The following is a 23,322-nucleotide window of genomic DNA, read 5'->3' on the forward strand; positions in this document are numbered from 1 at the left end:
CCCTGATCCAAATCAGGGCCACTTCGCTTCATATCCTTGATTTACAACTTATCCTGACAAAAATCGGCGCCAATAAAAACCCCGCCGAAGCGGGGTTTTTGATTAGTTGCGGTTGCCGCCAAGCAGGCTCAGCAAGCTCAGGAAGATGTTGTAGATGGATACATACAGGGTGACGGTGGCGGAGATGTAGTTGGTCTCGCCGCCGCGCACGATCTGCTGGGTAGTCAGCAGGATGGCACCGGAGGAGAAGAGCATGAACATGGCGGACAGAGCCAGGCTCAGGGCGCTCATCTGCAGGAAGATGTTTGCAATCATGGCCACCAGCAGTACCCAGAAACCGACGAACAGCATGCCGCCGATGAAAGAGAGGTCACGCTTGGTAGTCAGGGCATAGGCCGACAGACCGAAGAAGGTGAGCGCGGTGCCGCCAAGGGCGGTCATCACGATCTCGCCACCACCATTGTTCATGTACATGTTGATGATGGGGCCCAGGCTATAGCCCAGCAGACCGGTCAGGGCGAAGGTGAAGGCCAGCCCCATGCCGTTGTTGCGATTCTTCTCGGTCAGGAACATCAGACCGTAGACGCCGATCAGGAACACGGCCCAGTGCAGCGGCGGCATGTTCATCACGGTAGCGACCCCCGCCACCACGGCAGAGAAGCCCAGAGTGAGGGAGAGCAGCATATAGGTGTTACGCAGCACCTTGTTGGTATCGCGTACGGCACTTTGGGTGCCAGTGTAGATAGAACGGGTATCCATCTTGGGTGTCCTCTTGATGTCCGGGTGAGACGGCGAGCAGCCGCCTCGTGATCGCTGTTTGTTACTGCATGTTTACGCATTGTATGTAGAACAAATAGGGATGACGAGGAACAATTTCAAGCCACCTGCCATTTTGCTCCCGCACACTATCCCACAGGAAATATGTATTGCATATGAACAAGGGCTTAGCGTAGTATGCACGCCGTTCGGAGGGGTGGCAGAGCGGCTGAATGCACCGGTCTTGAAAACCGGCGATGGGCGACCATCCGTGGGTTCAAATCCCACCTCCTCCGCCATATTCAAAGAGAAAGCCCAAGCGGTCACCCGCTTGGGCTTTTTTTTATCTGCGGTATCTGGCCGAAAATGGTCTTGAAAGAAGGCGCCGACAAAGCGCCCCGGCACTTTATGTCTTAGACCAGAATGACCTGCACATCTCTGGCTTTGATCTGCTCGATAACCTCTTTATCCGCATCCTTGCCGGTGATCAGAATGTCGATCTTGCTGGCGGCGCAAAACAGCATGCCTGCCCGCTGTCCCACCTTGCTGCTGTCAGCCAGTACCACCAGCCGGCCGACGTGGTTGAGCATCTTCTGCTCCGCCATGGCGGTCAGCATATCCATCTTGTAGAGACCATCTGCGGTGACACCCTTGCCGCTGGTAAACATCCAGTGCCCGGCATAGAGGGAGGAGATCTCGTCCTGCGGTGCCAGGGTGATGGATTGCGACTTGTTGTATTGACCGCCGATGATCACCACGCCGTCATGGTCATTCTCGATCAGGTAGTTGGCGAGCGGGAAGTAGTTGGTGATGACCTGAACATCCTGCCCGCAGATCTCCTGACCCAGCACGAAGGCGGTAGAGCCACAGTTGATGACCGCGCTTTCCCCCGGTTTGATCAGCGCAGCCGCCGCCTGGGCGATGCGCACCTTTTCGCTGTGATTGAGGCTTTCATTGCTGTCGAGAGGAGACCAGTGGGCCTTTCTGGCCTGCATCAGGGCTTCGGCCCCGTTGCGCACCTTGCGCAGCTTGCCGGAGTCATTGAGCTTGTTGATATCGCGGCGCGCAGTGGCCGGAGAAATATCAAAGGCTTGCATTATGCTGTTGACCGACAGATGACGTTTCTGATTGAGCAGTTCCAAAATGGCGTTATGGCGATGTGCTTCTGTCATATCATGCCTGATGATGATTGAATCTGATTGGGTGGTGATTATATCGCGCATGGGTGTCGATGACAGCAACCTTGTTTACTCTTCTGATAATGGGCGTTCAGGCGATCGCCAGACCGGCTTGCCGAGCGTGTTCGACCAGTCGCCCCTTGGCCGTTTTCAGGTTGCTGGCCCACTCTTCATCCTTGGCCCACATCTCCAGCACCAGAGGGCCGTTGTAACCGATTTTTGCCAGAGTGTTGAAAATGGCGGCAAAGTCGACCTCTCCTTCGCCAATGACCAGATCACGGAACTGCCCGCTGCCATTGGCCGTTACCTTGCGGGTGTCTTTGAGGTGGATCTGCACGATATGGTCTGCACTCAATTGCAGCTCGGTGCAGGTGTCATAGTTCCAGCCGGTGATATTGCCGACATCCGGATAGGCCATGAAGTAGGGGGAGGGGATCTGCTTTTTCAGCACCTCGAATTTGCTGAGGGAGTTGAGATAGGGGGTATCCATGATCTCCACACCCAGCATGATGCCTGCCCGTTCCGCCATTTTGGCTGCCGCCTTCATCCCGTCGATGAAGTGGCGGTGGGTCTCGTCGCTTTGCGGTTCGTAATAGACGTCGTAGCCCGCCAGCTGGATGCAGCGAATGCCGAGCTTGTATGCCAGATTGATCGCTTTTTCCATGATGATGGCCGCCTGCGCGCGGATGGCCGGATCCTGCGAACCAAACGGAAAGCGGCGATGGGCGCTCAGGCACATGGAGTGCAACGGCAAGCTGTGCTGCTCGCACAGGCGTCTGAGCCGATAGATTTCGCTATCTGACCAGTCGAGCCGTTGCAGTTTTTCATCTGACTCATCAATGGATATCTCGATGAAATCAAAGCCAAGCTCCTTGGCCGACAGAATTTTCTCTTGCCACTCCAGTGCAGAGGGCATGGCTTTTTCATATAGGCCGAGGCGTAAGGCATGGTCAAAGTGGTGCATACAAGCTCCTGCATTCAGATAGGGAAATAGCGGTTCAATACCTCGAGGATCCCGCCCTCGTCGTTGCTCTCGCAGGTGATCCGGTTGGCCATCTGTTTGACCTCCTGCTCGGCATTGGCCATGGCGATGCCCATCCCTGCGAGGCAGAGCATGGAGGTGTCGTTGTGGTTGTCGCCGATGGCGACCAGTCGCGCCGGGCTGATCCCTTGCTGGTCCAGATAATCCTGCAGTCGCGCTCCCTTGCTGTTGCCGCGGCGGGCAAAATCGACCCGATTGGCCCATGACTGCTCGCCACTGAAGTGTTCGCGTACCCAGGGGTGATGTGAGAAGGCCTGAATGGCGGTGATCTCTCCCTCGGCCACGAACTTCCAGACATGGCTGCTGTTGGCCAACTCCTCTTCAAACGAGTCAACACTGGCTACCTGCGGCTGGATAGGCGGCGCAAAGCTGCTGGCCCACTGCTGCAGGGCCGCCACGTAGCGTACCGGCTGATGAACGGAGTAGACCATGCGGTCAGTGACATACATGACGAGGTTGAGCCGGTGCTCCTTTGCCAGCGCGATAAAGCGTTGTGCCAGCTGATGGGGAATGGCGTTCTCCGCCAGTACGGCACGTTGGTCGTAGTCGTAAACGTAGGTGCCGTTGCAGCAGATGATGGGAGTAGTCAGTCCCAATTCGTGGTGATAGGGGTGGGCGGCCGTGTGGTGTCTGCCGGTGACCAGTATGACGGTGGTCTGCTCCTTGATCCTCATGATGGCCTCTTTGACGGCCGGCATGATGGTGTGAGCACTGGTCAGGGTGGTGCCATCGAGATCGAGGGCCAGGGCGTGATAGCGCATCGTCTGATCTTCTTGTTATCCGGTGAGGTGGGGGCAATAGAAGGGGGGATTGAGATGACGCCTTGCTGGCCCATCTCCATCACCCTCCCTCGTATTACCCGACGTCTGACAGGGCGTGCTTACAGGAAAGATTTGTAAGGCAGCTCCGGCTCATCGATGAAGATGTCATCGAACCCGCGCGGGTGCTGGTAGTGCAGCTTGTTCTGGTCGGTCGGGAAGGTGTATTTGCCACCGACTTGCCAGAAGAAGGGGCTGAAGCGATAGCCGAGGCGATCTTTTTTCATGTTCCAGAGCACTTCGATCTCGCGGGGATCGCTTTGGAAGTTGGCCCAGATATCGTGGTGGAACGGGATCACCACCTTGGTGTTGAGGGACTCCCCGGCCCGCAAGATGTCTGATGAGGTCATCTTGTCGGTCACGCCGCGGGGGTTCTCGCCATAAGAGAGCAGCGCCACATCGATCTGGTAGTCATTGCCATGCTTGGCGTAGTAGTTGGAGTAGTGAGAATCACCCGAGTGGTAGAGGTTGCCCCCGGATGTCTTGACCAGATAGTTCACCGCCCGATCATCCATGCCATCCAGAATGCTCTTGTCGGTGGAGGAGACCCCCGCCGGCAGGGTGACCAGCGCGGTACGGTCAAAGGCATCGAGTACCTGGATCACGATATCGCCCACCGGGATCTCGTCACCTACGCGGGCCACCACGCAACGCTCGGCAGGCACCCCCCAGCGCAACCAGAGGTCGACACAGGCTTTCGGGCCGATGAACTTCACATGCTCACCACAGTTTTGCAGCACGGCAGCCGCCACATTGACGTCGATATGGTCGGCATGATCGTGGGTAGCGAGCACTGCATCGATATCTTTAATCCCGAAAGGATCGAGCACGAAAGGTGAGGTTCTCAGGTTGGGTTGCAGCTTGCGCACGCCCCCCATCCGCATCATCTGGTGCTGCTTGTTCATGTAGGGATTGCCATGGGTTCGCTTGCCCGTGCCGCACCAGAAGTCGATGGAGATGTTGGTATTGCCAGCAGACTTCAGCCAGATACCGGTGCAACCCAGCCACCACATGGCGAAGGTATTCGGTTTGACCTCTTCCTGCTCAATCTCTTCATTCAGCCAGGTGCCCCACTCGGGGAAGGTGCTGAGGATCCACGATTCACGGGTGATTTCTTCAATCTTGCTCATCTCACATACCTTTCTGATTTGGATGGTTCACACAGTGGTGATTCATCGGGTGATGACATGACTTGCATGGTTGCGAGCCAGTGATTTGCTTTGATTGGTTGTGACTATATTACTCGCTTTTGTGATTATCAATGATTGTGTTGATTGTTTTGTGAGATTAATTGCGGCACATCACAATCAAGAGGTGAGCATGTTTTTAAGTGGTTGTATTTATTGGGTTTACTTATTTGCTGCCTATTTTCAGGGATTCTTTGAATCCTTTCATGCAGCTTTGAGTACCCTTTTAACCGAAATTTCACATCCAGATGGTGGAAAAAAGAGATTCTCCCGACCTCGATCTTCATCACAATAAATCACAATGTGATTATGTATGATTATTTTGGATTTGATAGTGAGTGGTGGCAGTTGAATCTGCTCGCGGGGCGTCAGGTAAAGCAATGCCCATATGAATGGTGAGATGTCCGCACCAATCCAATAGCCATGAGTTGTCCTCATCTGGACGGAGCATAAATATGGAAACCCTCTACAACGCTTTTTACATCTTTTACAGTCAGGTGATGACCAAGGCACCCCTGCTGTTGGGGCTGGTGACCTGTATTGGCTACCTGTTGCTCAAGCAGGATGGCACGACGGTCGTCAAGGGTACCGTGAAGACCATCGTCGGTTTCATGCTGGTGCAGGTGGGCGCCAGTACGCTGGTGGCAGGTTTCAAGCCGGTGGTGGACAAGATTGCGGAATATCATCACCTCACCGGTTCAGTGATTGATCCCTACACCACCATGATGGCGACCATGGAAACCATGGGAGAGAACTACTCCTGGGTCGGCTATGCGGTATTGCTTGCCCTTGCCCTCAATATTCTGCTGGTGTTGCTGCGGCGCTATACCGGGATCCGCACCATCATGCTGACCGGCCACATCATGTTTCAGCAAGTGGGTCTGATCGCGGTCTTCTATATGGTGATGGGCGCCTCGATGTGGGAAACCATCCTCTATTCCGCCGTTATCATGGCGCTCTATTGGGGGATCTCCTCCAACATCATGTTCAAGCCGACTCAGGAAGTAACCGGTGGGGCTGGGTTCTCCATCGGTCACCAGCAACAGGTCGCCTCCTGGATTGCCACCAAGGTGGCGCCGAAACTGGGCAACAAGGAAGAGAGCGTCGATCACCTGAAGCTGCCAAAGTGGCTGCACATTTTCCACGACAGCATCACGGCGACCGCCATCGTGATGACCATCTTCTTCGGTATCATCCTGCTCTCATTTGGCCTCGATAATCTGCAACAGATGGCAGGTCAGACCCACTGGTCCATCTACATTCTCGAAACCGGTCTCAAGTTTGCGGTTGCCATTCAGGTCATCGTGGTGGGGGTGCGGATGTTCGTTGCCGAACTCTCCGAGGCCTTCAAGGGGATCTCCGAACGGGTCATTCCCAACGCCGTCCTGGCAATCGATTGCGCCGCTATCTACGCCTACTCGCCGAATGCCATGGTCTTTGGCTTCATGTGGGGGGCTATCGGTCAGTTCCTTGCGGTGCTTGCCCTGCTTGCATTCCAGGCGCCCATCATGATTATCCCGGGCTTCATTCCCATGTTCTTCTCCAACGCCACCATAGGGGTGTTCGCCAACCACTTTGGCGGCTGGCGCGCTGTGATGAAGATCTGCTTCGTCATGGGGATCATCGAGGTGCTTGGCTCTGCCTGGGCTATCCACCTGTTCGCGGTCAATGGCACCAGCTTCAATGGCTGGATGGGGATGGCTGACTGGGCGTTGGTATTCCCGGTGATCATGCAGGGCCTCTCGCTGTCTTCCCTGTTCTTCGTGGTGTTACTGGCTGGGGCCGGGCTTTATATGTACTTCGCTTCCCGCACCCTGCGTATGGAAGAGGATATGGCTGTCCCGAGAGCCGCCGTGGCTGAAGACGCGGCCGATCTGCCAGCCTCGCCAGCCGAGAGTGCCAAAGGGGGACATGCAGTGCGGATCCTGGCGGTATGCGGCAACGGTCAGGGCTCATCCATGATGATGAAGATGAAGATCGGCAAGTTTCTCGAACAGCGTGGCGTGCCCCATGTCATGGACTCCTGCGCCGTGGCCGATTACAAAACCAAGCTGCAGACCACCGACATCATCGTCTCTTCCAAGCATCTGGCCGGCGAGATGAGCCCCGGTGAGGGCAAATTCGTGCTGGGCGTGCAGAACATGCTCAACCCCAATTCGTTTGGTGATGAACTGCTGGGCATCATCAAGAACAACTTTGCAAATTAAGCCGATGAGCCTCGCGGCATGTGGCCGCGGGCAAGGAGAACAAGATGAAATTCAAACAATCTCTGATGGAAAACAACTCTGTATTGCTCAATGCGGCCGCCAGCGACTGGCGCAGCGCCATCAAGCTGGGCACCGACATGCTGATCCGCTCCGGTGCCGTGGAGCCGCGTTACCATGACGCAATCATCGGCAGCATTGAAAAGATGGGACCCTATATCGTGATTGCCCCCCAATTCGCGATGCCCCATGCAAGGCCGGAGGATGGAGTCAATCGCACGGCGTTTGCACTGGTCACCCTGACTACGCCGGTGAAATTTGAAGGGGAAGAGGAGCCGGTGGACGTGCTGGTGACGCTGGCGGGCAGCACCTCGGATGAACACATGGAGGGACTTATGGAGGTGACTCAGGTGCTGGAGGATGAAAACAGCGAGAGCGGGATCAACCTCGACAAGCTGCGAGCGTGCCAGAGCACGGCAGATGTATTCAACGTCATTGATCAGGCGCTGGCGCAAGTGGTCTGAGGCACCCAACGCGGCCCCTCAAGGGGCCCAGGAGAACGAAATGTACAACTCATTGAAAGAGGCGGTACTGGAGGCCAACCTGCTGTTGCCCCGATACGGTCTGGTTACCCTGACATGGGGCAACGTGTCCCAGATTGATCGCAATCTGGGCGTGGTGGCTATCAAGCCGTCGGGGGTCTCTTACGACAATATGACCGTTGACGATATCGTGGTGGTTGATTTGGCAGGCCAGATCGTCGATGGACATTTATCCCCGTCCAGTGATACCGCAACCCATCTGGTTTTATATAAAGCGTTTAAAGGCATTTCCGGTATTGTGCACACCCATTCCCGTCATGGCACTATTTGGGCGCAAGCGGGAATGGATATTCCCGCCTTGGGTACCACCCATGCTGATTATTTCTATGGCGATATTCCCTGCACCCGTCCGCTGACCGAAGATGAAATTCGCGTTGATTATGAAAAAAATACCGGCAAGGTCATTGTCGAAGAATTTCAGCGACGGGCGCTGGATCCGCAGGCCTTGCCAGGCGTGGTCATTACTGGCCATGCTCCGTTTTGCTGGGGCAAGAGTGCGGTGGATGCGGTGCACAATGCGCTGGTGCTGGAGGAGGTCGCTACCATGGCGCTGGCAACCAGAGCGTTGAATCCGGCCATCCATATTGCGCAGGAGTTGTCTGACAAACACTATTTCAGAAAACATGGTGAGAATGCCTATTACGGCCAGCGCTAATTAGTTGACCCGTTATTTAAATTGCCCATCTATTTATGTTAGTGACGTCAGGTTACGGCCCTTTATCGACTTTAAATCAATGGGCCAATCCATTCTGCCAAGGTTTTAAATTGAGGAAATATAGTATGACCAAACCCATGTTACAGATTGCTCTGGATTCTACCGATCTTGCTACCGCCGTGGATATTGCCGATCGCGTCGCCGGTTATGTCGAGGTGATCGAGGTCGGCACTATTCTGGCTTTTGCAGAAGGCATGTCTGCGGTACGCACCATGCGCGAGCGTCACCCTGATCACATTATCGTGTGTGATATGAAGACCACAGATGGTGGTGCCATTCTGGCTCGCATGGCCTTCTCGGCCGGAGCTGACTGGATCACGGTATCGGCCGCTGCACACGTCGCTACCATTGCTGCCTGCAAGAAAGTCGCGGACGAGTTTGGCGGGGAGATCCAGATCGAGATCTATGGCAACTGGACGCTGGATGATGCCAAACAGTGGGCCGATATGGGGATCAGTCAGGCTATCTATCACCGCTCGCGGGATGCCGAGCTGGCCGGGGTCAGCTGGACCCAGGCCGATTTGAGCAAGATGCGGGCACTCTCTGAGCTTGGGCTGGAGCTGTCGATCACCGGCGGTATCGTGCCGGAAGATATCCATCTGTTTGAAGGGATCCGGGCCAAGACCTTTATCGCCGGGCGGGCATTGGCATCGGAAAGCGGTCAGGCAACCGCCGAAGCGTTGCGCAGCGAGATAAACAAATATTGGTAACAGGAGCAGGGTATTAGCGAATAAAGGCTCCGGAAATATCCGGGGCCTTGTTGTTGAAGGGGTTAGATCCGCCCCTGATAGCGCAGGGGGAAGCGGCCCTGACTGTCGGGCTGGCCGAGGAAGGGGAGCCCTTGCTGCATCTGCGGTGGCAGTGCCGGGCCCGGTTTCAGGGTGCCCTGGAACAGGTATTGGCCATTGGGTTGCAGCTCGAGGCGACCCATGGTCTGCACCGCATCGGAGCCCTGCTTGAGTTCGGCCACCAGTTTGGAGTCGAGGCAGGTGAGCTTCAGCTCAGGATCGGCCAGATCCAGCTTGCCCGCCGGGGTATCGGCACTGGCATTGTACCAGTCGAGGTTGCCGTAGAGGTTGTCACACCAAGGGTTACCCTGGGCAAATTGCTCCACTTTGAGCTGCAGCTGGCCGCTGACGGTGATCGGGATCGGCAGGCGCATCGGCACCCGGCTCAGCAACCAGGGGGCGGGGGCGTTGAGAGTAAGGTCGCGGCCGAAGGCGGCGCCATTCCAGCCGACAACGCCCTGACCATTGAGGCCGTTGCGATCGCCAAAGCGTATGGCTACTTCGGGGGCAAAGCGCAGCAGCGACCAGCCGTTGAGATCCCAGCGCAGCTGGTTCACCGATTCGCTGGCATATTGCAGTCGGGCAATCTGGCCACTCCAGAGGGTGCCACTCACCCCTTCCAGTTTCAGCAGATTGGCGACGTTGGCAGGCAGCGGCAGATGGCGAGCCACCAGTGCCGCGGGCAGGGTGGCCAGCAGGAAGATCAGATAGGCAGCCAGAAACAGGCTGGCAATCAGGATGCGTTTTTTCATTGTGGACGACTCAACTGCAAACGTCTGACCTTGACCAGACCCGGGGCCAGATCCTCGCGGGCGATCTCGATGATTTGAACCTGAATGCCGTGCTGCTCCACCAGCGTGGAGAGCCAGAGCAGCAAGTCATCGAACTGGACCGTGTCGATCCACACTTGCAGCTCCTGCGCTTGGGGTTGCAGCCGGGCAATCTTGATCTTGTGGTTGAAGGCGGCGCGGTTGACAACCCCTTCAAGGGTGCCGCTGGTGTCGATCTGGCGACCCGAGCCACCCTGCATGGCCAGCACCTCTTTACCTTTCTCCTTGAGCCAGGCGAGGGTCTGCTGCTGGTTCTGCACCTGCCGCTCCCGCTCTGCGATGCGGTTGGCGATGGGCTGCCAGAGGCTCCAGTAGAAGAGACCGACCAGCAGCAGAACGCCGCCTGCGACCACCAGCCGCTGTTCCCGTGCGGTGATGCCGTGCCACCAGCTCTGCAATTTTTCCATCATGATGATTTACCCTTGAGCACCAGTGCGCCCTCTACCTTGCCCTCGGTGCTGCGCACCTCGCCTTGCTGTACCTCGAATTGCTTGCCAGCCAGCTCACGGAACCGCTCGATCTCGGCAAAGCCTGGGGCGGTCACCTGCAGCCTCAGCTCGCGGCGACTGGCATCAAAGCGCATCACCTGTGGTTTCAGACCGGGTACTTCGGCAAAGGTGGGGGCCAGCTCGGTGAGCATCAGCAGCACGCCGTTTTGCGGGGCTTGTCCCATCTGTTGCAGATGCTGGTTCATCTGGCTGCGCACGTTCACGATGCGGCTCTCACCCGGGAAGATACGGGTATAGACGGCACGGATCTCCGCCTTGAGGGCCTTGTCCTGCTCGGTGAGCTGATAGAGCTGCACCCCGCGCTGGCCGAGGGCCACCAGCAGCAACAGACCGGCGGTGATGACCACCTTGCGCCACTGCAACCAGTAGCGGGCATATTCGGTCTGCGGCCGGTAGGGGCCTGTCAGCAGGTTGGCCCGGCAGGTGAGGGCCCCTTTGGCCAGCAGCAGCATGGGCAGCTCGGGCTCCGCCGCCTGCCAGTTGGCGGCGGCAATGGCGGGCACCGGGGTGTGGCTGTGGATGGTGACCGGCTCTACTTCAGTCGCTAGCAAGATAGCCAGCAGCGGCTCGTCGGCGACGATCCCCTGACAGGGGCCCTGGCGTACCAGCCACTCATTGCCGAGTTGCAGCGCAGACCAGCCATCCGCGGCCTGTGGTAGCGCCAGCACATCGGGCAGCAGTTGCAGGCTCTTGAGGCCAGCGGCATCGAGCCAGCCGAGCCACTCGCCCATCTTCTGCCGATCCACCGCCATCAGGTCGACCTGTTGCCCTTCGTGGGCCAGCACCACCAGATGGAGCTCGTCCACATCGGAGGCGATCTGCTCCTCCAGCAGATAGGGGAGGGCCGCCGCCGACTGGCGGTTGTAGCGACCCGGCAGGGTGACGCGCCGGAAGATCAGATCGCTGCCCGGCACCAGGGTGACTACGGGGCGGCCACCGGCCCGCTCCTGCAGCTCGCTCAGGGCATCGACCGAAGGTAGGGTGCCGGAGGCGATGATCTCCTGCTCCTGACCGGACCAGACCAGCCAGGCCACGGGTTGTTGTTTATTGGTCCCCAGTCGGATGACCAGACTTTCGCTCACGCATCTCTCTCCTGCGATACCGGTTTGCAAAGGGCGTTGTGCGCCCTGGCAACCGGTGCGCAGCCCGCAGGCTGCATCCAACATCTCTCGAACCCGCGGGCGAGGGCCCGCAGATGCGCTGTTTATTCGGCGCCACTACTGAGGCGGCGCAACATCACCAGTTTATTGTCCTTGCCCCGCTGGAACAGGGTTTCGAGCCAGGCCCGGTTGTCGCCGACCTCGGCCACGACTCGGGCTTCGAAGAAGTCGCTCTTGACCACCAGCGCCTCTTTCAGCCCTTTCACCGCATCGACCGGAGCGAGCATGTCTGTCATCAGCTTGCTCTCTTTCCACCCCTTCTGTGGCCGCTCGTTCAGTACTCGCTTGGCGTCATCCAGCCCGATAGTACCCAGATAGAGGGCGACCAGCAGCTCGGGGCGCTGGGTGGCAAGGGTATTGATATTGATCTTCAACTTGTCGTTGGGCAGGGTGCAGACGTAGGGGGCCAGTTTGGCATAGACCCTGGCCGTCACCCCGCGCACCGCCCGCAGCTCATCCTTGCCCAGCATCCACTGATTGGCGGTCAGATAGGGTGGCTTGAGCCCCTCGTAATAGGCGTCCTCTGCGCCAAGGCTGGAGACCAGCACCGTATCCTTGTCAGTCCAGTCACGGATGGCATCGGTGAGCTGGGCCGCCTCGTAATCATCCATCGCCAGCTGTTTGAGCAGTTCGCGAAACACTTGCACCGGATAGGGCTGCTGCGCCAGCTCCTCGCCGCTTCCCGCCTTGGAGGCCACGCTCAGGCTGTTGAGGTTGAAGCAGGATTGCAGGTCTGTCACCTCGCCCTTGAGCTGGCCATCGTCCACCGGAAACACAGTATTCTTGCGGGCCCAGTTCTGGCTGAGGTTGACCACCTCGGGATTGTCCTTGAAATCCTGCGTCAGCACCTTGCTCACCAGCGCCTCTGCCGAGAGGGCATACCACCATGCCTGTTTGCCGGTGGTGATGTTGGCGGTGCGGCGCAGCTCAAGCTGCAGGCGGCCGCTCATATTGCTGGCGATGATCACCATTACCGAGAGGATCAGCAGCACCACCAGCAGCGCCATGCCGCGCTGGCGACCGGGGGCGGCGAGATTAGCCCGCATTGGCGCCCCCTCCGCTCTGGTTGTCACCATTACCGCTATTGGTATTGCCGTTGCCGCCACTGTTCCCGTTGTTGTTGCTGTTGCTGCCACCCCCTTGGTCAGGGTTGCTGCTCTGGCTGTTCTCTTCGGCGCGCTGGCCTCCGGCACCAATCAGGAACTGACGGCGAATGGTGCCGTAATCTTCCAGATCCAGCTCTACCGCCAGCCCGTGGGGCAGCACGCTGCGCTGGCTCCACTCCTCTTTCCAGTTGCCCTTGTCGAAGAAGTAGAGGCGAAACGCCGTGACTCCCGCTAACACCGGCTGGATGCGTGGCTCGGTACCGATCACCGGATCCGGATAGAGGTAGCTCAGGCGCTCCAGCTTCTGATCCTTGAGACGCCAGCCGACCCGCTGCAGATGGGAGCGGGGCAGCATGCCGTCCGGGTTGAGCCAGCCGCTGCGCATAAAGGCCATGCCCCAGTCATCGCTCTGCTGGCCGAACCGGGAAGCCGCCAGCAGCACCTTGTTGTTCTCCCCCTCGATGCGACCGCTGCGCGGCACCATCTGGGTGATATCTCGCTCCAGCAGGGTGAAGGCGAGCTGCAGTGCGTTGAGGCGGGCCTCCTTGCGCTTGGCTACCTCGTCGCTGGTGAGTACCCCCTGCAGCACCTGATAAGCGCCCATGCTGAGAGTGGCGAAGATAGCGATCGCCACCAGCATTTCGAGCAGGGTGAAACCGGCATGGCGGACGGGGCGAGGCGTGCGGGCAACGTGCTGGGTCATCGGCTGATATAGGTCCGCATCATGGCGACCGGGTTCTCGGCTTTGGCCTCGGTACGCACTTCCATATCGAGCGCTCGGAAGTTGTTGTCGGCGGTGGCGACGCCGCGATAGCGCCAGTACCAGGTGCTGCCCGCCATCTGCTCATCCCCTTCCACCCAGCTGTCACCGGGCCACTTGTTCTCGAGCTTCTGTTGCACCAGCTGGTTCTCTACCACCCAGGTGGCGAGGGTCTTCTGCTCCAGATAGTTGAGGGCAGAGAGGTGTTCGCTGGCGGTTTTCATTACCGCGAGACCCGCGATGGCAAAGACCGCCAGTGCGACCATGACTTCGAGTAGTGTCATGCCCCGGGCTTTCATTCGCTCACCTCTTCATCTTCATCGCCGGTGAGCAGGGTGAGGCGGCCGAACTCGTCCCCCTTGACGATGCGGGTGTAGCGGGCATCGTCATCCTGCTGGGTGAAGGTGAGCACGAACGGGCTCAGCTCGCCGCCCGGGAAAATAAGCAACTGAGGCGTGCGCTCCTTCTCGTCGCGCTTCTGTTCTGTCTTTTCGTCGGAGTCCGGCTGCCAGCCAAAGCCTTCCAGCTCCAGTGCCAGCGTCATGTTTTCGGCCAGTTGTACCGGCCCCAGCTGCTTGTCGCCAGTCAGGGCCAGCCACTTGCGATCCTTGGCCTGACGCTGCATAAACTGCCAGCCGTTATCCTCGATGCGAATTCCCACCAGTCGACCATCCATTACCGCATACTCCTGTGCCAGCTGCAGCGTCGCCATCAGGCGACGCGCCTGCTTGTCCAGCTCCCTATCCCCTCTGGCGCCTCCCATGCTGAGGGTGACGGCGGTGGCCACCAGCCCCATCAGCATGGCGACCAGCAACACTTCCAGCAGAGTAAAGCCGGATTGGCGATGAAAGGAGAGAGATCGCTTCATGCAGTCAGCTCACAAGGAGTGCGGTGGCGGCACATCACTTATTGGAAATCCTTCAGGTTCCAGTTGCCGATGTCGTCATCGGTACCGGCTTCACCATCCAGACCCATGGAGAAGATGTCGATCTTGCCGAACTGGCCCGGGCTCAGCAGCTGGTACGGGTTGCCCCAGGGATCTTGCGGCAGGCGCTTGATGTAGCCGCCATCGCGGTAGCTGCGCGGCGCCGGATCGATGGAGGGCTTGGTCACCAGCGCGTCCAAACCCTGTTCGGTGGTTGGGTAGCGGTTGTTGTCCAGCTTGTACATGTCGAGGGCGTTTTCCAGCGCCACGATATCGGAGACCGCTTTCTGCTGGTCAGCCTTCTCCTTATTGCCCATCAGGTTGGGCACCACCAGACTGGCCAGAATGCCGAGGATCACGATGACCACCATGACTTCCAGCAGGGTAAAACCGGATTGACGACGTTTGTTCATGAGTTGCTCCGTAACGAATGAGATGGGATGGCCCATCAGAGAGTGATCACTGGGTGGGTTCGACGGGCCGCCAGCGGGGCTATCGAACGCCGGAAACTTACATATTCACCATATTGTTGAGCTCGAGGATCGGCTGCAGGATCGACATCACGATAAACAGCACCACCCCGGCCATGGAGACCACCAGCATGGGTTCGAACACCCCGAGGGCGATATTGACCTGGGATTCAAACTCCCGATCCTGGTTGTCCGCCGCCCGCTCCAGCATGCTGTCGAGCTCGCCGCTCTGCTCGCCGGAGGCGATCATGTGCAGCATCATGGGCGGGAAAATCTTGGTCTCGGTCAGCGACTTGCGCAGACTGGTCCCCTCGCGCACCCGTTCGGCAGCCTCGAGAATGCGCATTCTGGCAAAGTCGTTGGAGAGCACTTCGCCGGAGATCTTCATCCCCTCCAGCAGCGGCACCGCGCTGGCGTTGAGGATGCTTAACGTGCGAGCGAAGCGGGCGGTGTTGAGACCGCGACTGACACGGCCAATCACCGGCAGGCCGAGCAGCACCTGATGCCAGCGTCGGCGACGCTTTTCATCGGTGAGCCACCAGCGCCAGACAAAGCTGCCAAGGAAGATCAGCAGCAGGAACCAGAGGCCGTAGGCCTGCATCAGTTCGCTGGTACCGATGAGAAAGCGGGTGGTGCCCGGCAGCTGCTGGCCCATGTGTTCAAACTGGGCCACCACCTTGGGCACCACGGCGGTGAGCAGGATCGAGATAACCCCGATGGCGACACAGGTGAGCACGATGGGGTAGATCATCGCCTGCAGCAGCTTGGTGCGCATATGCTGGCGCTGCTCGGTGTAGTCGGCGAGGCGGTTGAGCACCTTCTCCAGATGGCCCGATTTTTCACCGGCCGCCACCATGGAGCGAAACAGCTGGTCGAACACATGGGGAAAAGCCCCCAGCGAGTCGGCCAGCGAATAACCTTCCACTACCTTGCTGCGCACGGTTGCCACCAGAGAGCGCAAGTGCGCTTTTTCGCACTGCTCGGCCACCGCCTTGAGCGCCTCTTCGATGGTGAGACCGGCCCCCACCAGAGTGGCCAGCTGGCGAGTGATCAGGGCAAGCTCAGCGGTGCTGGCACCGCGCCGAAATAGGGCGAAGCGGGTCGCCTCCCGTTTCGCCTTCTCGGTGGTCTCGTTCACCTCGAGGGGGGTGAGCCCCTGTTCGCGCAGCAGCTGGCGCACTTGGCGGGCCGAGTCGCCCTCCATCACGCCGCTCTTGCTGCGCCCCTTGTTGTCGAGGGCCTTGTATTCGAATGCCGCCATCTCAATCTTCCCGGGTCACACGCAGTACCTCTTCGAGGCTGGTCTGCCCCTTGAGGACCTTGTCGATGCCGTCACGGCGGATGCTGGGGGTGTGGCCGCGGATCAGCCGCTCGATGGCGAGCTCGCCGCTGGCACTGTGAATGGCTTCACGCACTGCTTCGTCGATCACCACCAGCTCGTGAATGCCGGTCCGGCCACGGTAGCCGGTGTGGTTGCACAACTCGCAGCCGACCGGGCGCCACACCTGCTGATCGGGGGCCAGCTCGATGCCCATGGCGAGGCGCTCCTGCTCGGTGATGGGGCGCGGGGCACGGCAATCGGGGCAGAGGGTGCGCACCAGCCGCTGGGCCAGCACCGCCAGCAAGGACGAGGAGAGCAGGAAGGGCTCGATCCCCATGTCCCGCATCCGGGTGATGGCGCCGATGGCGGTGTTGGTGTGCAGGGTCGACATCACCAGGTGGCCGGTCAGCGACGCCTGCACCGCGATCTGGGCGGTTTCCAGATCTCGAATTTCCCCCACCATCACCACATCCGGATCCTGGCGCAGGATGGCGCGCAGGCCGCGGGCGAAGGTCATGTCCACCTTGGTGTTGACCTGGGTCTGGCCCACCCCTTCGAGGTCATATTCGATGGGGTCTTCCACCGTCAGGATGTTGCGATCCCGCGAGTTGATTTCAGACAGCGCCGCATAGAGGGTGGTGGATTTACCGGAACCGGTCGGGCCGGTGACCAGAATAATGCCGTGGGGCTTGCGAATGAGCTCGCTGATGATGGTGCGGTTGGCCGCGGTCATCCCCAGCTGCTTGAGCTCGAGGCGCACGTTGTTCTTGTCGAGCAGACGCAGTACTACCCGCTCGCCGTAGCTGGACGGCATGGTGGAGACCCGCACGTCGACGGCGCGGCCGCCGATCCGCAACGAGATACGGCCATCCTGCGGTACCCGCTTCTCGGCGATATCCATTCGCGACATCACCTTGATCCGCGAGACCAGCAGTGAGGCCAGCTTGCGATGGGGGCGCAGGATCTCCCGCAGTATCCCATCGATACGAAAACGGATCACCAGTGCCCGCTCGAAGGTCTCGATATGGATATCGGAAGCCTCCTCCTTGATCGCCTCGCTCAGCATAGCGTTGATGAGGCGAATGATGGGGGCGTCGTCATCGGCGTCCAGCAGATCTTCGCTTTGCGGCAGCTCTTCGGCCAGGGCGAAGAAGTCCATCTCGTTGCCGAGATCTTCCATCAGCTGGCGCGCCTCGGAGGAGTCGCGCTGGTAGTGAGCCATCAGCAGCTCTTCGAAGGCCTCGTTGTCGAGCTGCTCCACCGCGAAGCTGCAACCCGCGACCCGCCGCACTTCCAGCAGGGCTTGCGGGGTGACGCCAGGGCGGCACTGCAGCACGGGGGCGCCCTCCCGCTCAATCAGGATCACCCCGAAATTGCGGGCAAAGACAAAGGGGAGTTCGGGCAGTGGCGCAGGCCCGGCGCTTCCATCCAGATGGTAGGCACTCATCAGGGCTTACTCTGCACAAACGGGGTGGTGGTCTCGACAGTGCTTTGCTGTCTGCTCCGCATCTCGTTGATCTGCTTCTGGATCTCTTTTTGCAGCTCGGGCGACACCATCACATCCTGGCCATAGGCAGGCAATACCTGACGGGCGGGGGAGGTGAGATACCCCTCCTGCGAGGCGGCATTGAGCTGCTCGGCGCGGAACAGGGAGTATTTGTTGCTGGAGACACCGGTATAGACATCCGCATCACGCAAGATGGTCGGCCGGATAAAGACCATCAGGTTGCGCTTGGAGGTGGTGTTGGAGGTGGAGCGGAACAGATAGCCCAGCACCGGAATATCGCCAAGCAGCGGCACCTTGGAGACCTGCTCCTTGGTCTGTTCGTCCATCAAACCGCCCAGCACCACAGTTTCGCCACTTTTGACCAGCACCGCGTTCTTGACGGTACGGGTGTCGAAGGTGGGGCCAAGGTTGGCAGTACCGGTCGCCTGGGTCTGGGCGACGCTGGAGACCTCCTGCTCGATATTGAGCAGCACCGAATCCCCTTCGTTGATCTGCGGGGTCACCACCAGCTTGGTGCCCACCGTCTTGCGCTCGATGGTGTTGAACACCTGATCGCTGGTGGTAGAGCTTTGTGAACCGCTCTGGACCGGGACCTCCTGACCGACGTTGAAGGAGGCCTCCTTGTTATCCATGGTGACGATACTCGGGGTGGAGAGAATATCGTTCTTGGTATTGGAGGCCAGCGCCGTGGCCAGCATGGCCCAGTCGCCGTGATAGAAACCGGCGGCCATGCCGTTGAACTCTTTCAGCAGACCGGCAGCGGTGTCGGTCTTGCCATTCTGGTAATCCTTGCCCGCCGCAATGGCGCTGCCGAGAGGCAGACCTGAGTTGGTGAACTGGGTGCCACCGCCGTTGGCATTGCCCCACTGGACGCCAAGGGTGAGGCCGTCGCCATCCTGCATCTCAACGATGATCGCCTCCACCAGCACTTGGGCGCGGCGGATATCGAGCTTGGCCACCACCTGCTCCAGTTCGGACATCACGTCCGGCTGGGCGGTGATGACCAGCGCATTGGTGGTCTCGTCAGCGGAGATGGCCAGCTTGCCACCGCCGATGCTGGCGCCACCTGTGGTTGCGCCGCCGCCCTTCTTGTCGGCCTCGATGCTGGAGCTGACCCCCTTGAGCACCTCGACCATGTCTTTGGCCTTGCCATATTTGAGGTAAAAGACCCGGGTGTTGCCCTGGCTCTGCAGGTCGCGGTCGAGCTGGCGCACCATCTGGATGATGCGGGCGCGCGCTTTCGGCTCACCACTCACCACCACAGAGTTGGTGCGCTCGTCGGCCACCACCTTGGGGGAGAGCAGCAGGGAGGCGGTGCCCCCCTGGGGGTTGCCATCCTTGTTGAGGTTGGTCACCAGCCGCACCATTTCACCTGCCGAGGCGAACTTGAGCTTGATGATGTCCACATCCTGATCGCCTGCGCGGTCGACCCGGTTCACCACCTCTACCAGACGATTGACCACGGCGGCGCGACCGGTGATCAGCAGCACATTGGAGGGCTCGTAGTGCACCACGTTGCCACCGCCGGCGTTGTCGTTGAGCTGGCGCAGCAGCGGCGCCAGTTCACGGACCGAGACGTTGCGCACCGGCACAACTCTAGTCACCATCTCGTCGCCGGAGCCCGGGTTGCTGCCATCCACCACCGGAATGGCGGAGGTCTTGGCATCCCGCGAGCGCAGCACCTTGAGCACCCCATTGTCCATCGGCACCACGGCAAAGCCGTAGACGTCGAGCACGCTCAGGAAGAACTGGTAGTACTGCTCCTCATTGAGCAGGTCGTAGCTGCGCACGTTGATCTTGCCGCGTACCGATGGCTCTATGATGATGGTTTTATTGAGGTTCTTGCCCACCGTATTGATGAACTCTTCAATGTCGGCGTTCTTGAAACTGGCAGAGTATTCGGTGGCCCAGGCTGAGCCCGCCATCATCAGTGCCGCTGCGATAGTGGCCAGACGCCAGCTTTTCCCTTTAGTGGTCATTATTGGTACGACTCCAAATCATTATTCTGACAAGCGCACATAGATGTCGAACTGTTCGCCCTGTCGCTCGACGGTCACTGTCATTTCCGTTGCGCCAGCCATCTGCTGCATCGCCTGCATGGCTTGCATGTTGTCCCGTAAATCCAGCCCGTTGATGCTGATGGCCAGGTCATTGGCCTGCAGCCCGCTCTGGTTGAAAAACTCAGGATTGCTGCCCGGATTGAGGCGATAGCCGGTCATGCGGCCATCCACCTGAACCGGTGAAATATTGAGGTAATCGGTGATCTTGCCCGGATCGGCCATCAGCTCGCTGCGCAGGGAGCCAATGGGGGCTGTGTTGGTCTGCGGCAGCGGCTTGCCATACTCCTCGCCATCCAGCATCAGGGTTTCGTCGCGGCCATCCCGCTCGATGATCACCCGATCCGGATAGACCTGCCGGATCCGCGCCTGGGTGCCGTCAATCATGTCACCGACCCCGTAGGAGTTCTGGATGCCGGACATGGCGATGATGGCGATGGATTTGGCGGGATCCGAGCTGGCCAACACCCCGTTGAGCTGGGCATTGAGCTGGGTACGCGGCGCATTGGCGGCCACGGCGGCTTTGGCCTGTGCCTTGGGGATCGCCTTGCCAAACAGTGCCAGTCGGCTTACCTCGCCCAGTTCAAGGCGCGGGTTGCTCTGGCCGCTGACCGCCACTGCGGAGGGTTGCCACGGTTGGCTGGTTTGCGGGTTTGCCAGGGTGAGCAGACGCCAGGTGAGGGCTGCGCTCTGCTGGGCCAGCATGATCAGCAGCGCCAGAAAGGCCACCTGGGTGACTCTGGTCATGGGAAGCCGCCGGCACTGGGCCAGCAGCATGGTCAAGATGTCATCCCTGAATCGTAGCGTCATATTAATCAACAAATTCCAGGCTCTGGGGCGGCTGCGTATTGTGTACGGCGGAGTGCTGTGACACAACGGGTCGGGGCGCGCCAAACCGTAAAAATGGATATTTCATCACACCGTAAACCTTTGAATGCTCACAAAAGTGGCACTCAGGTGAGGTGCATCCTGCTTGCCAGCGAACATCAGGGTACGGTGCGTACTCATCCTCGCCAATCCTGCAGCGCCTTGAGGGTCACGCTCTGTCCGGCGACCTGCAGCACTATGTATTGCTGGTCGATGGTGGCGAGCACGACTCCCGGGGCGATTTCGCTCCCCTCCCGGTATTCTCGGCCATTGAGCACCACGGCCCGCTTGGCGGGGTTGGAGGAGAACACATGAGAGCCATAGCTCAATTGCGGTACCTGCTGGCGCACCGACTGGGGCGCCGAGCCCAGCGCCATCAACTGGGCTGGTTGCACGTTGTTATGGCCGGTGGCGTGTGGCGTCTCCTGCAATGGGGTCTCATTGAGGGCTTTCATCAGCTGCTCGGCCAGACTCAGCGCGGGGGTATTCCCCTGACTGGGCCCTTCGTTTTTGGCCACTGCTCTGGGTTGGACCACCGGCTCCGGCAGGGGCGGGGGCAGCGGACGGGTCACCATTGCCTTGGGTTCGACCCGCACGAAGGGCGGGGTGATCACCTCTTTCACCTCCACCTTCTCCTCGATGGGGCGCAGGTGGATCAGATGCCAGCCATAGTTGGCACCCGCCCCCAGCAACAGGGCAAGGGGAGCCAGCAGCCAGCCGATGCGGTGTGGGCTGCGCTCCTCTTCCCGGGGCATGGGCAAGCCCATGGCCGGTATATGGGCAGATAGTTGCGGTTGCTGCGCCCGGCGCAGCGCCTTGAGCAGGGTCGACATCAGGAGGCCTCCTCCAGTCTGGGCATGGGTTCACCGGAGAGGGCGTTGAGACGCAGCAGGGTGTTGCTGCCCGCGATGCCATCAGGGGTGAGCCCCTGATCCCGCTGGAACTGCTGCAGCTTGTTCTTGAGCTCGCCATCGAAACGGCGCACCTTGCGCTCGGGTTGTTGCAGCGCACGGCTGAGGGCATTGTCGAGCCACTGAATCTGGGTCTGACCGGCATTGCTGGCGATCAGGCTGACGCCCCCTTTGGGCATGCGCCAGAGCAGGGTGTAGCTGCCGCCCCAGTTGTCGCTGAGCCACTGGCGATCCACCTGCCAGCTCTGGTCACCGATCATCAGGCTGGCCTTGTTCGGCCCCAGATTGACCAGGGTCGCGTAGTAGAGGCCGCCAGTCTGGTCAGTGAGCGTGATCATGGCGGGATACTGCAGGGCGCGCAGCTCGTCGAGGCTTGCCTCTCCCTCCTGACAGCGCAGACCGGCACGGGGCGCATTGTCACAGGTTGCCTCGAACGGTTCCGGTTCATAGCCCCAGACCCGATAGAGATTCTGCATGGCGCTGTCGGGGTCGATGGCCTGATTGATCGCCTCGGTCAGCTGCTCCTGCTGCTCGGCGGTCTCGTCGATGGTGACCGGCACCTCGACCTTGACTACCGGACGGGTGGGGAACACGCCGAAAAATTGCCAGCCCCACCAGCCTGCGGCCACCAGCAGGGCGCCCGCCAGCGTCACCATCAGACCGGAGGCCCAGCTCCCTTCGTCCCGAACGCCATTGACCTCGAAGGCGGCCTGGCTGATATCGCTGTGGACAATCTTGTAGCTGCCACGGGCGAAAGCAGCGATCAGGGCGCGGTCGCAGATGAGGTTGATGAAACGGGGGATGCCGCCACTCAGGCGATGAAGCGTCTTGATGGCGCGCGGGGTAAAGATGGGTTGTACGCAGCCTGCAACTTGCAGCCGGAAGCGGACGTAGGCATCCACATCGCTGTGAGAGAGCGGCAGCAGGTGATAGCGGGCGGTAATGCGCTGGGCCAGCTGACGCAGCAGGGGTTGGCGCAGCATCTGTTGCAGCTCGGGCTGACCGATCAGCACCACCTGCAGCAGTTTTCGTTCGTCGGTTTCGAGGTTGGTGAGCAGGCGCAGCTGCTCCAGTACGCCGGGCAGCAGGTGCTGCGCCTCATCCACCAGTACCACGCTGCGCTTGCCTGCCGCCAGGTTGGCCAGCAGGTGATCGCGAATAAGGTCGAACAGCCGCTTGATCCCGGCATCTTCGGGATAGGGGAGTTGAAACTCGTCACAGATGGCGGCCAGCAGATCCCGTTCGGTCAGAGAGGGATTGAGGATATAGGCGATCTCGGTCTCGGCGGGCAGCTGTTGCAGCAGGCAGCGGGAGACGGTGGTCTTGCCGGTGCCCACTTCGCCGGTCAGCAGCACAAAGCCGCCGCCATCCTGCAATCCATAGTTGAGATGAGCAAGGGCTTCGCCGTGGCGCTCGCTCATATAGAGGTACTTGGGATTGGGCGAGATGGAAAACGGGTGTTCCGAGAGGCCGAAGAACTGTGTGTACATGAGGGTATTCTTTTGTAGCCGGCGACAGATGAAAAATGTCTCCGGATGATAGCAAACCTCGCTTTCATTGGAAGCCATCATTGGCGCCGAAGGGCAAATTGCGGCCTTTTCCTGCCATC

22 protein-coding genes, 1 tRNA gene and 1 pseudogene are annotated in these 23,322 nt (G+C 59.6%); 5 read left to right on the forward strand and 19 right to left on the reverse strand.

The annotated features are described in order from the left end of the window. Positions 1-102: 102 nt before the first annotated feature. Complete coding sequence (locus tag AB5Y99_RS12730; protein ID WP_335847997.1) at positions 103-759, reverse strand: Bax inhibitor-1/YccA family protein; 657 nt, start codon at positions 757-759, stop codon at positions 103-105. A 208-nt stretch (positions 760-967) separates the two neighbouring features. Between AB5Y99_RS12730 and AB5Y99_RS12735 the strand changes: the two genes are divergently transcribed. Continuing rightward, positions 968-1,055, forward strand: a tRNA-Ser gene (locus AB5Y99_RS12735). A 114-nt stretch (positions 1,056-1,169) separates the two neighbouring features. Here the strand turns inward: AB5Y99_RS12735 and ulaR are convergent. The 4 genes from ulaR to ulaG form a co-directional block, all read right to left on the reverse strand. Beyond that, positions 1,170-1,928, reverse strand: coding sequence for an HTH-type transcriptional regulator UlaR (gene ulaR / locus AB5Y99_RS12740; protein ID WP_069526315.1), 759 nt, complete (start codon positions 1,926-1,928; stop codon positions 1,170-1,172). A 97-nt stretch (positions 1,929-2,025) separates the two neighbouring features. Next, positions 2,026-2,898: an L-ribulose-5-phosphate 3-epimerase gene (locus tag AB5Y99_RS12745; RefSeq protein WP_368209825.1), complete on the reverse strand. Its 873-nt coding sequence runs from the start codon at positions 2,896-2,898 to the stop codon at positions 2,026-2,028. A 14-nt stretch (positions 2,899-2,912) separates the two neighbouring features. Continuing rightward, positions 2,913-3,737 carry a Cof-type HAD-IIB family hydrolase gene (locus AB5Y99_RS12750; RefSeq protein WP_368209827.1) on the reverse strand — a complete coding sequence of 275 codons (825 nt, stop codon included), beginning with the start codon at positions 3,735-3,737 and terminating at the stop codon, positions 2,913-2,915. 119 nt (positions 3,738-3,856) lie between these two features. Next, the gene (gene ulaG, locus AB5Y99_RS12755; RefSeq protein ID WP_323890946.1) at positions 3,857-4,924 is read right to left on the reverse strand and encodes an L-ascorbate 6-phosphate lactonase; all 1,068 of its coding nucleotides are present in this window, start codon (positions 4,922-4,924) and stop codon (positions 3,857-3,859) included. A 512-nt stretch (positions 4,925-5,436) separates the two neighbouring features. On the opposite strand from ulaG, the gene AB5Y99_RS12760 reads away from it, so the two are divergent. From AB5Y99_RS12760 to AB5Y99_RS12775, 4 genes are all read left to right on the forward strand, one after another. Further along, positions 5,437-7,188 (forward strand): PTS ascorbate-specific subunit IIBC, encoded by a 1,752-nt coding sequence (locus tag AB5Y99_RS12760; protein WP_368209829.1) that lies wholly within the window; start codon positions 5,437-5,439, stop codon positions 7,186-7,188. A 44-nt stretch (positions 7,189-7,232) separates the two neighbouring features. Then, entirely contained in the window at positions 7,233-7,709 is a 477-nt protein-coding gene (locus AB5Y99_RS12765; RefSeq protein WP_071912067.1) for a PTS sugar transporter subunit IIA, read from the forward strand. 40 nt (positions 7,710-7,749) lie between these two features. Continuing rightward, entirely contained in the window at positions 7,750-8,442 is a 693-nt protein-coding gene (locus AB5Y99_RS12770; RefSeq protein WP_104015386.1) for an L-ribulose-5-phosphate 4-epimerase, read from the forward strand. Between the two features lie 125 nt (positions 8,443-8,567). Further along, the gene (locus tag AB5Y99_RS12775; RefSeq protein WP_323890950.1) at positions 8,568-9,212 is read left to right on the forward strand and encodes a 3-keto-L-gulonate-6-phosphate decarboxylase UlaD; all 645 of its coding nucleotides are present in this window, start codon (positions 8,568-8,570) and stop codon (positions 9,210-9,212) included. 62 nt (positions 9,213-9,274) lie between these two features. On the opposite strand, the gene exeN is transcribed toward AB5Y99_RS12775, so the two are convergent. The 14 genes and pseudogenes from exeN to AB5Y99_RS12845 form a co-directional block, all read right to left on the reverse strand. Then, positions 9,275-10,042, reverse strand: coding sequence for a GspN family type II secretion system protein ExeN (gene exeN / locus AB5Y99_RS12780; protein WP_323890952.1), 768 nt, complete (start codon positions 10,040-10,042; stop codon positions 9,275-9,277). After that, the gene (gene exeM / locus AB5Y99_RS12785; protein WP_323890954.1) at positions 10,039-10,530 is read right to left on the reverse strand and encodes a GspM family type II secretion system protein ExeM; all 492 of its coding nucleotides are present in this window, start codon (positions 10,528-10,530) and stop codon (positions 10,039-10,041) included. Before exeM ends, exeN begins: the two co-directional genes overlap by 4 nt. After that, positions 10,527-11,711 (reverse strand): GspL family type II secretion system protein ExeL, encoded by a 1,185-nt coding sequence (gene exeL / locus AB5Y99_RS12790; RefSeq protein ID WP_323890955.1) that lies wholly within the window; start codon positions 11,709-11,711, stop codon positions 10,527-10,529. Before exeL ends, exeM begins: the two co-directional genes overlap by 4 nt. A 122-nt stretch (positions 11,712-11,833) precedes the next feature. After that, positions 11,834-12,835, reverse strand: coding sequence for a GspK family T2SS minor pseudopilin variant ExeK (gene exeK / locus AB5Y99_RS12795; protein WP_167572355.1), 1,002 nt, complete (start codon positions 12,833-12,835; stop codon positions 11,834-11,836). Between the two features lie 115 nt (positions 12,836-12,950). After that, a pseudogene (gene gspJ, locus AB5Y99_RS12800) lies at positions 12,951-13,598 on the reverse strand (type II secretion system minor pseudopilin GspJ); the annotation flags it as partial. Further along, positions 13,595-13,954, reverse strand: a complete 360-nt coding sequence (exeI, locus tag AB5Y99_RS12805) for a GspI family T2SS minor pseudopilin variant ExeI (protein WP_021229089.1) — start codon at positions 13,952-13,954, stop codon at positions 13,595-13,597. The gene exeI and the pseudogene gspJ, both read right to left, overlap by 4 nt. After that, on the reverse strand, positions 13,951-14,523 hold the full coding sequence (gene exeH / locus AB5Y99_RS12810) for a GspH family T2SS minor pseudopilin variant ExeH (RefSeq protein ID WP_005350046.1): 573 nt from the start codon (positions 14,521-14,523) through the stop codon (positions 13,951-13,953). Before exeH ends, exeI begins: the two co-directional genes overlap by 4 nt. A 38-nt stretch (positions 14,524-14,561) precedes the next feature. Further along, positions 14,562-14,993 (reverse strand): GspG family T2SS major pseudopilin variant ExeG, encoded by a 432-nt coding sequence (exeG, locus tag AB5Y99_RS12815; protein WP_005338297.1) that lies wholly within the window; start codon positions 14,991-14,993, stop codon positions 14,562-14,564. Positions 14,994-15,090: 97 nt separating this feature from the next. Further along, complete coding sequence (exeF, locus tag AB5Y99_RS12820) at positions 15,091-16,311, reverse strand: GspF family T2SS innner membrane protein variant ExeF (protein ID WP_005338296.1); 1,221 nt, start codon at positions 16,309-16,311, stop codon at positions 15,091-15,093. A 1-nt stretch (position 16,312) separates the two neighbouring features. Then, positions 16,313-17,818, reverse strand: a complete 1,506-nt coding sequence (gene exeE / locus AB5Y99_RS12825; RefSeq protein WP_323890962.1) for a GspE family T2SS ATPase variant ExeE — start codon at positions 17,816-17,818, stop codon at positions 16,313-16,315. Next, positions 17,818-19,857, reverse strand: coding sequence for a GspD family T2SS secretin variant ExeD (gene exeD / locus AB5Y99_RS12830; RefSeq protein ID WP_159143319.1), 2,040 nt, complete (start codon positions 19,855-19,857; stop codon positions 17,818-17,820). The genes exeE and exeD overlap by 1 nt, the downstream gene beginning before the upstream one ends. 21 nt (positions 19,858-19,878) lie before the next feature. Beyond that, a complete protein-coding gene (gene exeC / locus AB5Y99_RS12835) occupies positions 19,879-20,712 on the reverse strand; it encodes a GspC family type II secretion system variant ExeC (RefSeq protein WP_323891196.1) in 834 nt (277 codons plus the stop codon). A gap of 227 nt (positions 20,713-20,939) precedes the next feature. Further along, positions 20,940-21,635, reverse strand: a complete 696-nt coding sequence (gene exeB / locus AB5Y99_RS12840) for a GspB family T2SS assembly factor variant ExeB (protein ID WP_106842467.1) — start codon at positions 21,633-21,635, stop codon at positions 20,940-20,942. Next, complete coding sequence (locus tag AB5Y99_RS12845; protein ID WP_040065846.1) at positions 21,635-23,203, reverse strand: ExeA family protein; 1,569 nt, start codon at positions 23,201-23,203, stop codon at positions 21,635-21,637. The genes exeB and AB5Y99_RS12845 overlap by 1 nt, the downstream gene beginning before the upstream one ends. Positions 23,204-23,322 lie beyond the last annotated feature (119 nt).

Origin of the sequence: Aeromonas sp. R4-2 (genome assembly GCF_040908295.1) — a bacterium.
GTDB classification, from domain to species: domain Bacteria; phylum Pseudomonadota; class Gammaproteobacteria; order Enterobacterales; family Aeromonadaceae; genus Aeromonas; species Aeromonas veronii.